This is a genomic window from Lysobacter sp. ISL-50 (assembly GCF_018612875.1).
Lineage (GTDB): Bacteria > Pseudomonadota > Gammaproteobacteria > Xanthomonadales > Xanthomonadaceae > Lysobacter.
Genome location: NZ_JAGGRI010000001.1, coordinates 141,767 through 154,814, shown reverse-complemented (window position 1 = coordinate 154,814; position 13,048 = coordinate 141,767). Strand labels below are relative to the sequence as shown.

At 66.9% G+C, this 13,048-nt stretch carries 11 protein-coding genes; 7 read left to right on the top strand and 4 right to left on the bottom strand.

Features of this window, described 5'->3' with window-relative positions; all coding sequences use genetic code 11:
- Positions 1–267: 267 nt before the first annotated feature.
- The 4 genes from J7J50_RS00620 to J7J50_RS00605 form a co-directional block, all read right to left on the bottom strand.
- Complete coding sequence (locus J7J50_RS00620) at positions 268–747, bottom strand: hypothetical protein (protein WP_215058750.1); 480 nt, start codon at positions 745–747, stop codon at positions 268–270.
- A 22-nt stretch (positions 748–769) separates the two neighbouring features.
- Positions 770–1,966, bottom strand: coding sequence for a LamG domain-containing protein (locus J7J50_RS00615; protein ID WP_215058752.1), 1,197 nt, complete (start codon positions 1,964–1,966; stop codon positions 770–772).
- A 202-nt stretch (positions 1,967–2,168) separates the two neighbouring features.
- Entirely contained in the window at positions 2,169–2,495 is a 327-nt protein-coding gene (locus tag J7J50_RS00610; protein WP_215058754.1) for a hypothetical protein, read from the bottom strand.
- A gap of 350 nt (positions 2,496–2,845) precedes the next feature.
- Complete coding sequence (locus J7J50_RS00605; RefSeq protein WP_215058756.1) at positions 2,846–4,330, bottom strand: DUF4832 domain-containing protein; 1,485 nt, start codon at positions 4,328–4,330, stop codon at positions 2,846–2,848.
- A gap of 473 nt (positions 4,331–4,803) precedes the next feature.
- Here J7J50_RS00605 and J7J50_RS00600 point away from each other — a divergent pair, with 473 nt between their 5' ends.
- The 7 genes from J7J50_RS00600 to ruvB all read left to right on the top strand — a co-directional run bounded on the left by J7J50_RS00600 (position 4,804) and on the right by ruvB (position 13,029).
- On the top strand, positions 4,804–5,430 hold the full coding sequence (locus J7J50_RS00600; protein WP_215058758.1) for an alpha/beta hydrolase: 627 nt from the start codon (positions 4,804–4,806) through the stop codon (positions 5,428–5,430).
- Positions 5,431–5,535: 105 nt separating this feature from the next.
- Complete coding sequence (locus tag J7J50_RS00595) at positions 5,536–6,267, top strand: YebC/PmpR family DNA-binding transcriptional regulator (RefSeq protein WP_215058759.1); 732 nt, start codon at positions 5,536–5,538, stop codon at positions 6,265–6,267.
- A 96-nt stretch (positions 6,268–6,363) separates the two neighbouring features.
- A complete protein-coding gene (gene ruvC, locus J7J50_RS00590) occupies positions 6,364–6,945 on the top strand; it encodes a crossover junction endodeoxyribonuclease RuvC (RefSeq protein WP_215058762.1) in 582 nt (193 codons plus the stop codon).
- 165 nt (positions 6,946–7,110) lie between these two features.
- Complete coding sequence (gene ruvA, locus J7J50_RS00585) at positions 7,111–7,704, top strand: Holliday junction branch migration protein RuvA (protein ID WP_057944052.1); 594 nt, start codon at positions 7,111–7,113, stop codon at positions 7,702–7,704.
- A gap of 34 nt (positions 7,705–7,738) precedes the next feature.
- Positions 7,739–9,688 (top strand): potassium transporter Kup, encoded by a 1,950-nt coding sequence (locus J7J50_RS00580; protein ID WP_215058764.1) that lies wholly within the window; start codon positions 7,739–7,741, stop codon positions 9,686–9,688.
- Positions 9,689–9,888: 200 nt separating this feature from the next.
- Positions 9,889–11,742 carry a potassium transporter Kup gene (locus J7J50_RS00575; RefSeq protein ID WP_251044315.1) on the top strand — a complete coding sequence of 618 codons (1,854 nt, stop codon included), beginning with the start codon at positions 9,889–9,891 and terminating at the stop codon, positions 11,740–11,742.
- Positions 11,743–11,988: 246 nt separating this feature from the next.
- Positions 11,989–13,029, top strand: a complete 1,041-nt coding sequence (gene ruvB / locus J7J50_RS00570) for a Holliday junction branch migration DNA helicase RuvB (RefSeq protein ID WP_215058768.1) — start codon at positions 11,989–11,991, stop codon at positions 13,027–13,029.
- Positions 13,030–13,048 lie beyond the last annotated feature (19 nt).

Below are 13,048 nucleotides of genomic sequence, written 5' to 3'. Positions count from 1 at the left end.
CCCTGGTCTCGCGAGTTACTAGCCGCGCCCAGCAACGGCAAAAGCGAAGCCAAAGCTAGAGCTGGAACGTAAGCAAGAAACAGAGCAAGTCAGAAGCAGAGCAAGGGCCAGAGCAAGTCAGAAACAGAGCCGGAGCCAGAGCCAAAGCCAAAGCAAATTCCCTCGCCGGCAACACTCACACCGCGCACTCGACCCCAAAACAAAACGGCTCCGCCTCGCCATCGCGAAGCAGGGCCGTTCGTCTGACGACGTCAGCCAATCAGATCATCAACGCCCGTCGAGTAACACGTTCAACGTCGTGGCATCCAACGCCCCGCGCTTCTGCCCAAGCTTGAGCAACATCGCCTCCAGATCCCCCGCCGCCGCCGACGTGCGCGTGGTCGCCGTCGCCGACTTGAGATCGCTGGCCGGCGCCGTGTCGATCCGCACCTGCCGTCCCTTGATCACCAGCGGTTGCGGCCTGCTCTTCGCCGACGAACCGCCGACATGCTCGATCAGGATGCCGTTGTAGCCCAGGATCGGCTCGGCCGCGGCGCCGGATTTGGCCGGAGCGGCCAGCGCATCGGTCAGACGGGTTTCGATCGCGCGCATCGACGCGGCATCGGTGACGGTGACCACCGGGTTCGGACGGCCCGAATACACCAGGTAGGTGATCTGCAATCCCGGCGCTTCGGCGGCCAGGGCCAGGGCCGGCGCGGCCAGCAACGCCAACGTGGCGATCAGAGTCTTGAGCGAACGCTTGTGCATGGTTCCTCCGTGAGCCGCTGGCTTAGTTGACTTGTTCATGACCGCTGCCCTCGATGCTGTCGGACCACACGCGGTAGAAACCGCAGAAGTCCGTGTACGCGCCGCGATTGGCGGTGCGCGGATCGGTGATTTCGTTGCCGGAGTTGTCGCGGTTGGTGGCCGCGGTGCGGCCGGGTTTGTGCGTCCATTTGCCGTTGGCGTCGCGACGGTACCAGTGGTAGTCGTAGTTGGGCCCGACCACCAGCGCGGAAATGTTCTTGTAGCTGCTGGCGTTGATCAGGGTGTCGGCGACCGGTTCCAGGCCGTCGCGTTCGGCCGCCGCGCGCACCGCCGCGCAGGTCAACGAGGTGTACATGCCGCCGGCCGCGCGCCCAGGCTGGGCGAAGGTGTTGGTGCTCTTGTTGTTGGCGTAGTTGTAGCAGTTGTTGTTGCGCTGGCGGGTGCTGCCGTCGTTCCAGTAGGTCGGCTGGAAGTTGGTGCGGCCGGCGAACATGATGTCGCCCAGGCCGCCGGTGGCGTCGGCCGGCAGCGCGCGGTTGTAGACCAGCACTTCGTCGACGCGATCGCTGAAGCGATACGACGGGATGCTCATGTGTCCGCCGATCTGGAACGGCAGGACGGTGTTGTCGATGTTGGCCAGCATCGGCGAGGGCTGCGCGGTGGTGCGGCGGCCGTCGATGTAGAACGAGATGGTGTACGGCGCGCTGCTGCGGTTGACCACCGCGGCGATGTGATGCCAGCGGTTGGGCGCCATGCTCAGGCTGCCGTCGGAGACGTAGTTGGCCCAGGTGGTGCCGTCGTTGAGTTGCAGCAGCACGTTGCGGCCTTGATCGACGCCGAACGCGTAGCCGCGGCCGCTGCCGCCGCCGCGATTCTCGATCAGGGTCTTCACCCCGGACGAGCCCGGCGCGGCCATGCGGATCCACGCGGCGAGGGTGAAGCTGCCGGTGCCGAAGTTGAGGTTCGAGGAATTGGGAACCTCGACGTACTTGCCGCCGCTCAGGTCGGCCGAAGTGTTCAGCCAGCCCCACGACGAGGCCGATCCGCCCAGCACGGTGCCGTTGCGGCCGTAGCCGCTGGTGTCGTAAGCGGTGGTGCCCGACAGATCCAGATGCCATTCGCCGACCAGGCCATTGGTGACCCGCGGCGGCGCTGCGTGTGCGGCGAGGCAGGGCGCGAGCGCGAGGCCCAACGCCAGAAACCACGACGATCGATTCATACCGACTCCCTGGTGATCGCCCTCGTTGGGCGTGGCCGGAATCTAGAAGCCGGCCGCGGCCGCAAACGTGACTGCGCACGCGGATCGCACCGGCGTCATCGCACGGTCTTATGGCGTTTTCGGCTTATGTGAGCGGCGGCGTCTTCGAAGCGGAACCCGGGCGTGAACGCCTGCGCGGCGGCAGGGGCGACGGTGGTTGGCCTCAGCCGAAACCGCGCATGAAACTGCGTAGTTGTTTGCGCATTTGCGACACACCGTGGGTCAGGCCCGGGTCGCTGGGAATCTGATCGCAGCGGCAATCGATGCGGCCCTGGCTGATCAGCTTGTCCGGCGCCCAGCGCAGCAGCAGCGGGTAGTCGTGTTGGAGCTGGGCTTCGACCCTGTCGAAATACAGATGGATCGGATTGATCAACGACACGTGCCGTCGCGGATGGCAGGAGGACGGGGCCGCGGAGTACATCGCCACCGCCGCCAGCAGGGCCGAGGCGAGGACGTTGACGATGGGCAGGGCAGGGTGGCTGTGGGCCATTACGCGTTGCCGTCGGCGGGGAGTGGCGCGCATCCTGAAGCGGGCGCAGCCCTCTAATATTTGCTCGCCGTCACACTAGCAAGGGTTTGCTGTTTCTGGCTTGTGCTTAGTTGACGGGCATCACTCTTTTGTTTGTCCGGTTTTTTCCAAAGGGCTTGACTGGTTTTATTTTCTACAGCGCTTCGTGACGGTGGTCATCCGCCGTCTCCCCGGGGTCGCTGCGTGCTGCCATCGAACTGTGATCGAACTTCGGCTTGGCTGACCGTTTGTAACCCGGCTCGCCTCGAATCCGCCGCGCGTCCGGGACGAAACCGCGCGCCGGCGCCCGCGCGAGGCGCCGGCGCGCAGTGTCAGCGGGCCGCCGCGACAGTCACCGTCCCCAGGGTCAGGCGGCCGCTGCTGTCGCGGCCGCTGTTCTGCGCGGCGATGCCGGGCCGGCCGGCGGCGGTGTCGGCGATCGCCAGACGCAGCGAGTAACTGCCCGGCGCGAGCGTGGCCGGCACCGTCGCGGTGCGATCGAGCAGGCTCGGCGCCACGCCCGGCAACAAGGTGTTCAAGGGATAGTCGAAAGCGGCCTTGGCGCGGGTGGCGCCGCCGGCATCGACCCAGTGCAGCTCGGTCTGATACAGGTGATACAGCGGCGCCGAGCCGGTGTTCTCCACGCTCAGCTTGAGCGGGATCGAGGCGCCGGCGCGCATGCTGTCGGGCCAGTTGACCTGGCGCACGGTGAACTCGTAGCCCAGCGCGCGCTTGATCGTGCGCATCTGGCTGGCGTAACCGGCGGTCTCGTGCTGACCGGCCGGGCCGAGCCAGGTGAAGTGGTAATCCTTGAGCATCTTGACGATGTTGGCGGTGCGCGAAGTCCAGGTCTTCTTCTGGTCGGCGTAGGGGCTTTCGCCGCCGATCGGGTTGGATTTCCAGTTATTGCGCGCGGCCGGGACTTCGTTGCGGAAACCCCATTCCAGATTCCACCAGCCGGTGTCGTCGCAACGCGGCATCTTCGGGCTGTAGGCGCTGCACATGGCGGTGAAGGACGGGAAGAAATCCTCGCTGATGCCGAAGGTCGTGCCGCCCAGGTCGCTGGCGCGCGCGTAGCGCGTGTGCACCGGCGTCTGCACGAACGCGGCCGCGTAAGCGTCGCGCACGATCTGGCGGGTGGTCGCGTCCGGTTCCCAGGCTTCGCAGCCGGAGGTGTGCCATTCGCCCCAGAAACCGAGCAGGCCGACATGGATCGCGGTGATGCGCGGATCGCCGTCGTAGCGTTGGCCGAAGGCGGTCACGAACTGGCGCAACTGCTCGCGCATCTGCGGCGTGTTGTATTCCGGCGCGCGGCCCGGGCCGTCGCCGCCGCAACTGGTGTAGTCGTGGCCGACGACGTTGAGCGGCGACAGTTCGAGGAACTTCGGATAGTCGCGTTCGAGCTGGCCTTCGGTCTTGTTGAAATAGAAGCTGATGTTGTTGCTCACGCCGTCGGGATAGTCCGCGACCGGGCGCAGGATGAAAGTCGCGTTCGGGTTCTCGGCCAGGATCGGCGCGAGGTGGCGCTGTTCGAAGCCGGCCCAGTCGAACTGCTGGTCGGCGCTCTCGATCTCGCGCCACGGCACGTAGATCTGGTACATCGACGCGCCGTAGAGATTGTCCGGCAGGCCGCCGTCGGCGCCGACGGTGGTTCCCCACAGCAGGAAGCCGCGATGCGGGTTGGGCAGGTCGTCGCTGCTCTGCGCCGGGCGCAGTTCGCCGGCGTGGGCGAGCGGCGCGGACACTATCGCGAGCGCGGCCACGGCGGCCGAAGCCAGAACGGTCAGGACGGGTGAGGCGGGGTGTCGGAGGCTCATGCGCAGGACTCAGGCCAGGGGTGGCGCGAATCCTGGCGCTTGTATGCGCGGGCAAACGGACCTGAGTCACGCTATGCAGGGTTTATCGTTCTTTATCTTTCGTTTTGCAGGTATTCGTCACTATTTCAATCGAAATGTGCCGAACTTGCCTCAATATTTGTTTCGTTTTATAGCGAGGTCGGCCGGCCGAGTGCGCCGGCCGGGGTGAAGTCTAGGGGCGATCTGGCGCTTCGAGTGCGGTGAAACTGTGCGATTTCTGACGGCCGCAGTCACGCCGGCGGCCGGGCCGGGCCGCGCGCCGCCGTGTCCGCGCTCGACCCATGCATCGATCTCGCCGCACCGAGCGGCCGCGGCGATTCGCGAACCCAGCCCGGCGTTCGACCCTGCGCGGCTCCCGCCCGCCCCGGCGCCGCTTGGATACCAAGCCCGGCGGCCCGATATTGCTCGGACCGCAGCCGCAGCGAGGAACGCATATGGCGAAACCCCCCAGCCTTCGCAGGGTCGTGATGCTGCACGGCATCTGGATGCCGGGCGTGTCGATGGCCTGGCTCGGCGCGCGGCTGTCGGCGGCCGGGTTCGAGCCGGAGGTGTTCGCCTACGCCGGCGCCGGCGGCGGCCCGCAGGCGACGCTTCCGCGTCTGATCGACAGCCTGCGGCGCGCCCCCGGCCATGTGCTGGCGCACAGCCTGGGCGGACTGATGACCCTGAGCGCCTTGAGCGATCACCCCGACTTGCCGGTGCGGCGCGTGGTCTGCCTGGGTTCGCCACTGCTCGGCAGCGCCGCCGCCCACGGCCTGGCGAGCCATGCCTGGAGCGCGCCGGCGCTGGGCCGCGCCGCGGATCTGCTCAAGACCGGCTGCCCGCCGTGGCGGGGCGAGGCCCAGGTCGGGTTGATCGCCGGCAGCAGCCCGCACGGCCTGGGCCGCTATTTCGGCCGCTTCGACGGCGACAGCGACGGCACCGTGGCGGTTTCCGAGACGCGCCTGCCCGGTTTGGCCGCGCACGCGGTGATCCCGGCCAGCCACAGCGGCCTGCTGTTTTCGGCGCAGGCCGCGCGCATGGCCGAGGCGTTCTTCCGTCGCGGCCGTTTCGGCGACTGAGGCCGGGCCGGCGGCGCGGGCGGCATTAATCCTCGTTTTCGAGTCCGCGCCTTGACCCGATCGGGTAAAATCGCCGGCTTGTTCATACAACACGCCGGTAACGCCATGGGTAGAGGTCCGTCGATCGAAGCACGCAAGAACGCCGAGGATTCGCGGCGCGGCAAGATCTTCACCAAGATCATCCGCGAAATCAGCGTGGCCGCCCGTCGCGGCGGCGGCGATCCCAACGGCAATCCGAGCCTGCGCACCGCGGTCGATAAAGGCCTGTCGGCGAACATGTCCAAGGACGTGATCGAGCGCGCCATCAAGAAAGCCACCGGCGCGCTGGAAGGCGTGGAATACGAGGAAATGCGCTACGAGGGCTACGCCCCGGGCGGCGTGGCGGTGATCGTGGACTGCCTGACCGACAACAAGGTCCGCACCGTCGCCGACGTGCGCCATGCCTTCGGCAAGTTCGGCGGCAACCTGGGCACCGACGGCTCGGTGTCCTTCATGTTCGCCAAGCGCGGCGTGCTGTGGTTCGAGGCCGGCGCGGACGAGGAAAAGATCACCGAGGTGGCGATCGACGCCGGCGCGGACGATGTCGTGGTCTACGCCGAGGACGGCTCGATCGACGTGCTGACCTCGCCGGACGCCTTCGCCGCGGTCAAGGCGGCGATGGACGCCGCCGGCCTGGTCGCCGGGCAGGCGGAAGTCACCTATCGCGCCGACAACAACATCGCCGTCGGCGGCGAGACTGCGCAGCAAGTGGTCAAGCTGCTGAACTGGCTGGAAGACATGGACGACGTGCAGAGCGTCTACTCCAACGCGGATTTGGGTGAAGACGCATATGCGTAGTTCCCGGGACTTGGGACCCGGAACCCGGGACTCGGTCGAAGCGGTGCTTCGCTCGATCGGCGCACGTGCGCGGGTTCGGGCGTAACCTCGCCCCTCATGTCCATCACTCCACGCATTTCGAGTCCCGAGTCCCGAGTCCCGAGTCCCGCTTCGGTCCGAATCCTAGGGATCGACCCAGGCTCGCAGCGCACCGGCCTGGGCGTCATCGACGTCGCCGGCGACGGGCGTTGCACGTTCGTCCACGCCTGCGCGCTGAAGTTGCTGGACGCGGAGGATTTCCCTTCGCGCCTGGGCCTGCTGTGCGAAGGGCTGGAAGCGATCCTGGACGAGTTCCAGCCGGCCCAGGTCGCCATCGAAACCGTCTTCATGGACAAGTCCGCGACCTCCGCGCTCAAGCTCGGCCACGCCCGCGGCGCGGCGCTGGCCACGGTGGTGCGGCGGCGGATCAAGATCGCCGAATACCCGCCGCGGGTGATCAAGCAGTCGCTGGTGGGGCGCGGCGCGGCCGACAAGCAGCAGGTCCAGCACATGGTGCGGCTGTTGCTGAATATTCCCGAAGTGAAGCTGCAGGCCGACGCCGCCGACGCGCTTGCGGTCGCGCTGACCCATGCCCACATGAGTGCTACGGCCCAGCGCACCGGTATTTCCACCCAGCAGTTGCGCAGGCGCGGGGCCTGAAATGATCGCCGACACGGGGATCGCCGCGAAGTACGCGGCGTGCGGGGTAGGGCCCCGCGCGCGCGGCCGCGTTGTCGTAATCGCCCACCGGCGGCATTGTCCGAATCCTGAATCCTCGCGGCGCGCCGATCCCGGCGTGCCGCATACCGCGTTTGGAGTCTCACCGTGATCGGTCGTCTCAAAGGCATCCTGGTGCACAAGCAGCCGCCATGGCTGGTCATCGACGTGCACGGCGTGGGCTACGAGCTCGAAGCGCCGATGAGCACGTTCTACGACCTGCCCGATATCGGCCGCGAAGTCGCCCTGTTCACCCACTACGCGCAAAAGGAAGACAGCGTGTCGCTGTACGGTTTCCTGCGCGAGGGCGAGCGTCGCCTGTTCCGCGACGTGCAGAAAGTCAGCGGCATCGGCGCCAAGATTGCGCTGGCGGTGCTGTCGGGCGTGCCGGTGGAAGAATTCGCGCGCCTGGTGCAGGTCGGCGACGTCACCGCGCTGACGCGCATTCCCGGGATCGGCAAGAAAACCGCCGAACGCATGGTGGTCGAACTGCGCGACCGCGCGGCCGATCTGGCCGGCATCGGCGCGACGCTCGGCGGCAACGGCGGCGTGCCCGCCGACGCGCAGAGCGAGGCGACGATCGCGCTGCAGCAACTGGGTTACAAGCCGGCCGAAGCCGCGCGCATGGCGCGCGACGCCGTCGCCGCCGGCGACGATGCCGCCGCCATCATCCGCAAAGCGCTAAAGTCCGCGCTTCGTTGAGCCAAGGCGGGCTTCCGCCACGGAACTACGCGAAATGTCTTCCACTGTTCCTTCTACTCCGAAGAAAGCTGCTCACGGCCAAAAGGTCGCGAATGGACACGACTCCGGCCATCACGGGTCCAGGCGCGGGCTTCCGGGGTTGGTTGTCGGCGCGATCGGCGTGGTCTTCGGCGACATCGGCACCAGCCCGCTGTACACGCTGAAAGAAGCGTTCTCGCCGCATTTCGGCCTGACCGGCAACCACGACACCGTGCTCGGCATCCTGTCGCTGGTGTTCTGGGCGCTGATGATCGTGGTCACGATGAAGTACGTGACCATCATCATGCGCGCCGACAACGACGGCGAAGGCGGGATCATGGCGCTGATGACCCTGGCCCAGCGCACGCTGGCCAAGGGCGGGCGCTCGGCCTACGTGGTCGGCATTCTCGGCATTTTCGGCGCGTCGCTGTTCTTCGGCGACAGCGTCATCACCCCGGCGATCTCGGTGCTCGGCGCGGTCGAGGGCCTGGAAGTCGCCGCGCCCGGGCTGCACCGTTTCATCGTGCCGATCACCGTGTTGATCCTGGTGATGGTGTTCATGGCGCAGCGCTTCGGCACGGAGAAAGTCGGCAAGGTGTTCGGGCCGATCACCATGCTGTGGTTCATCGCGCTGGCCGCGATCGGCATCCACAACATCATCCAGGGCCCGGAAGTATTCAAGGCGCTGAACCCGATGTGGGCCGTGCGCTTCTTCATGGAACACGGCTCGCACTCGGTGCTGATCCTCGGCGCGGTGGTGCTGGCGGTGACCGGCGGCGAAGCGCTGTACGCCGACATGGGCCACTTCGGCGCCAAGCCGATCCGCTACGCCTGGTACACGATGGTGCTGCCGTGCCTGATGCTCAACTACCTGGGCCAGGGCGCGTTCGTGCTGCACCATCCCGAAGCGGTCAAGAATCCGTTCTTCGAAGCGGTGCCGTCGTGGGCCCTGTACCCGATGATCGTGCTGGCGACGATGGCGGCGGTGATCGCCTCGCAGGCGGTGATCACCGGCGCGTATTCGGTCGCGCGCCAGGCCATGCAGCTGGGCTATATCCCGCGCATGCAGATCAAGCACACCTCCAGCGACACCATCGGCCAGATCTACGTGCCGTACATCAACTGGGTGCTGGCGATCACGGTGATCGGCGTGGTGCTGGCGTTCCGCAGCTCGACCGCGCTGGCGACCGCGTACGGCATTTCGGTCGCGACCACGATGCTGATCGACACCCTGCTGCTGGCCCTGGTCGCGCGCGCGCTGTGGCCGCGCTGGCGCAAGTGGGTGCTGCCGCTGTGCGTGGTGTTCTTCATCGTCGATGTCGGCTTCGTCGTCGCCAACGGCGCCAAGTTCTTCCAGGGCGCATGGTTCCCGGTGGTGCTCGGCCTGGTCGTGTTCACCCTGCTGCGCACCTGGCGCCGCGGCCGCGAGCTGCTGCACGAGGAAGTGCGCAAGGAAGGCATCCAGCTCGATAGCTTCCTGCCCGGCCTGATGCTGGCGCCGCCGGCGCGCGTGCCGGGCACGGCGATCTTCATGACCGCCGACAAGGGCGTGGTGCCGCACGCGCTGCTGCACAACCTCAAGCACAACAAGGTGCTGCACGAGCGCAATGTGTTCCTGACCGTGGAAACCCTCGGCATTCCGTATGCGCCGAAGGAAAAGCGGCTCAAGATCGAGGCGATCGGCAACGACTTCTACCGCGTGCTGATCCGCTTCGGCTTCATGGAAGTGCCCGACGTGCCGCTGGCGCTGATGCGCTCGTGCGATGCCGGCGGCATCTATTTCGATCCGATGGACACCACCTACTTCGCCAGCCGCGAAACCGTGGTAGCCAGCCGCCATCGCGGCATGCCGATCTGGCGCGACCGCCTGTTCGCCTTCATGCATCGCAACGCCGCGCCGGCCACGGGCTTCTTCCGCATTCCGGGCAACCGGCTGGTCGAGCTGGGCGCCCAGGTCGAAATCTGAGCGCCGGTCCAGGCCGGGGCTGTGACGCGGTTCGCGCCGCGCCGGCCCGGCTTGCCGCATCGGCGTCATCCATAAAGCGCTAGAGTTCGCGCAGCGCAGCGCCCGTTCGCCGGGCCGCGTCCATCCCGGGAAACCCCATGTCCGTCAGCAAGCCATCCCATGCTCACGCCGACGGCGCCGGCGGCCACGCCAAGACCGGCATGGCCGGCCTGGTGGCCGGCGCGATCGGCGTCGTCTTCGGCGACATCGGCACCAGCCCGCTGTACACCTTGAAGGAAGCGTTCTCGCCGCATTACGGGCTGGTGCCGAACGAGCACACCGTGCTCGGCATCCTGTCGCTGGTGTTCTGGTCGCTGATGATCGTGGTGACCTTGAAGTACGTGGCGGTGATCATGCGCGCCGACAACGACGGCGAGGGCGGCATCATGGCCTTGACCGCGCTGACCCAGCGCACGGTCAGGCACAACCCCCGCGCGGTCTACATCATCGGCATTCTCGGCATCTTCGGCGCCTCGCTGTTCTTCGGCGACGGCGTGATCACCCCGGCGATCTCGGTGCTGTCGGCGGTGGAAGGCCTGGAAGTGGCGGCGCCGCACCTGGATCGCTTCGTCGTGCCGATCACCGTGGTGGTGCTGGTGATCTTGTTCATCGCGCAACGCTTCGGCACCGAAGTCGTCGGCAAGGCCTTCGGCCCGGTGATGATCGTGTGGTTCTTCGCGCTCGGCGCGATCGGCGTGTACAACATCGTCGAGGCGCCGCAGGTGATCAAGGCGCTGAACCCGGTGTGGGGCATGCGCTTTTTCGCCGAACACAATTGGCATGCGGTGTTCGTGCTCGGCGCGGTGGTGCTGGCGGTGACCGGCGGCGAAGCGCTGTACGCCGACATGGGTCACTTCGGCAAATGGCCGATCCGCCTGGCCTGGACCTATTTCGCCTTGCCGGCGCTGACCTTGAACTACCTCGGCCAGGGCGCGCTGATGCTCAACAGGCCCGCGGCGGTCGCCAATCCCTTCTTCGAGGCGGTGCCGCAATGGGCGCTGTTCCCGATGATCGGCCTGGCCACCGCGGCCACGGTGATCGCCTCGCAGGCGGTCATCACCGGCGCCTATTCGGTCGCGCGCCAGGCCATGCAGCTGGGCTACATCCCGCGCATGGCGATCAAGCACACCTCGCGCGACACCATCGGCCAGATCTACATTCCGACGGTCAACTGGATGCTGCTGGCGCTGGTGATCGTGTCGGTGGTCGGCTTCGGCAGTTCCACCGCGCTGGCGACCGCCTACGGCGTGTCGGTGACCGGCACCATGCTGATCACCAGCGTGCTGATGATCATCTACCTGCGCGCCAACAGCCGCGTGCCGGCGCCGTTGTTCTGGCTGCTCGCGGCGGTGTTCGTGCTGGTGGACGTGGCGTTCTTCTACGCCAACATCATCAAGTTCATGGACGGCGCCTGGTTCCCGCTGCTGCTCGGCCTGATCCTGTTCACGATGATGCGCACCTGGCGCCGCGGCCGCGAATTGCTGCACGAGGAAGTGCGCAAGGAAGGCATCCAGCTCGACAGCTTCCTGCCCGGGCTGATGCTGGCGCCGCCGGTGCGCGTGCCGGGCACGGCGATCTTCATGACCGCCGACAAGGACGTGGTCCCGCACGGGCTGATGCACAACCTCAAGCACAACAAGGTGCTGCACCAGCGCAACGTGTTCCTGACCGTGGAAACCCTCGGCATGCCGCACGCGCCGCTGGAGAAGCGGCTCAAGATCGAATCGATCGGCAACGATTTCTATCGCGTGCTGATCCGCTTCGGTTTCATGGAAGTGCCCGACGTGCCGTTGGCGCTGATGCGCTCTTGCGACGCCGGCGGCATCTATTTCGATCCGATGGAGACCACGTACTTCGCCAGCCGCGAAACCGTGGTCGCCAGCCGCCACCGCGGCATGCCGATCTGGCGCGACCGCCTGTTCGCCTTCATGCATCGCAATGCCGCGCCGGCCACGGGGTTCTTCCGGATTCCGGGCAATCGGCTGGTGGAGTTGGGCGCCCAGGTCGAGATCTGACCCCGCCCACCCGCATCCCCGAAGCCGATTCCCCCCTTTGAAAAAGGGGGGCAGGGGGATTCGCTTTTCACGAAGCGCCGCAACAGCAAATCCTCCGGCGCCCCAAAGGCATCGCATCGCCGCAAGCACGACGGGCGCCCGCCCCCTTTTTCAAAAGGGGGCTTATTTACGCGGCTTCGTCGATCGGCAGCGCCGAACCTTCATCCAGTCCTGCCCGCGCCCCCCGTCCCATGCGAACATATCCGCATGAACGATCCACGCATCCTCGCTCCCGGCGCCACCCGCGAAGACGACGCCATCGAGGCCTCGATCCGGCCCAAGCGCCTGGACGAGTACCTGGGCCAGCAGCCGGTGCGCGAGCAGCTCAAGATCTACATCGAGGCCGCCAAGCAACGCGGCGAGGCGCTCGATCACGTGCTGATCTTCGGGCCGCCCGGGCTGGGCAAGACCACGCTGAGCCACGTCATCGCCAACGAACTGGGCGTCAATCTGCGCCAGACCTCCGGCCCGGTGATCGAGAAAGCCGGCGACCTGGCCGCGCTGCTGACCAATCTGCAGCCGCACGATGTGCTGTTCGTGGACGAAATCCATCGCCTCTCGCCCGTGGTCGAGGAAGTGCTGTATCCGGCGATGGAGGACTATCAGATCGACATCATGATCGGCGAAGGCCCCGCGGCCCGTTCGATCAAGCTCGACCTGCCGCCGTTCACGCTGATCGGCGCGACCACCCGCGCCGGCCTGCTGACCGCGCCGCTGCGCGACCGCTTCGGCATCACCCAGCGCCTGGAGTTCTACAACGCCGAGGAACTGACCCGGATCGTGCGCCGCTCGGCGCAGATCCTCGGGATTTCCTGCGTGCCCGAGGGCGCGGCCGAGATCGCCCGGCGCTCGCGCGGCACCCCGCGCATCGCCAACCGCCTGCTGCGGCGCGTGCGCGACTACGCCCAGGTCCGCGCCGGCGGGGTCATCGACCATGCCACCGCCGATGCGGCCATGCTCATGCTCAAGATCGATCCGGAAGGCTTCGACGATCTCGACCGGCGCCTGCTGCGCACCATCATCGAGTCCTTCGACGGCGGCCCGGTCGGGGTGGAATCGCTGGCCGCGGCGCTGAGCGAGGAGCGCGGCACGCTCGAAGACGTGATCGAGCCGTTCCTGATCCAGCAGGGCTACCTGATCCGCACCGCGCGCGGCCGCATGGCCACGCCCAAGGCCTACCGCCTGATGGGCCTGAAGCCGCCACGGGAATCGGGAATCGAGAATGGGGAATCGGGAGAACTGTTCTGATGCCCTTGCCGATGGCCCA

Bases quoted from the DNA above. Each gene is read 5' to 3' on its own strand.
- J7J50_RS00620 (WP_215058750.1), bottom strand. From the start codon at position 747: ATGCACAAGCGTTCGCTCAAGACTCTGATCGCCACGTTGGCGTTGCTG.
- J7J50_RS00615 (WP_215058752.1), bottom strand. From the start codon at position 1,966: ATGAATCGATCGTCGTGGTTTCTGGCGTTGGGCCTCGCGCTCGCGCCC.
- J7J50_RS00610 (WP_215058754.1), bottom strand. From the start codon at position 2,495: ATGGCCCACAGCCACCCTGCCCTGCCCATCGTCAACGTCCTCGCCTCG.
- J7J50_RS00605 (WP_215058756.1), bottom strand. From the start codon at position 4,330: ATGAGCCTCCGACACCCCGCCTCACCCGTCCTGACCGTTCTGGCTTCG.
- J7J50_RS00600 (WP_215058758.1), top strand. From the start codon at position 4,804: ATGGCGAAACCCCCCAGCCTTCGCAGGGTCGTGATGCTGCACGGCATC.
- J7J50_RS00595 (WP_215058759.1), top strand. From the start codon at position 5,536: ATGGGTAGAGGTCCGTCGATCGAAGCACGCAAGAACGCCGAGGATTCG.
- ruvC (WP_215058762.1), top strand. From the start codon at position 6,364: ATGTCCATCACTCCACGCATTTCGAGTCCCGAGTCCCGAGTCCCGAGT.
- J7J50_RS00580 (WP_215058764.1), top strand. From the start codon at position 7,739: ATGTCTTCCACTGTTCCTTCTACTCCGAAGAAAGCTGCTCACGGCCAA.
- J7J50_RS00575 (WP_251044315.1), top strand. From the start codon at position 9,889: ATGGCCGGCCTGGTGGCCGGCGCGATCGGCGTCGTCTTCGGCGACATC.
- ruvB (WP_215058768.1), top strand. From the start codon at position 11,989: ATGAACGATCCACGCATCCTCGCTCCCGGCGCCACCCGCGAAGACGAC.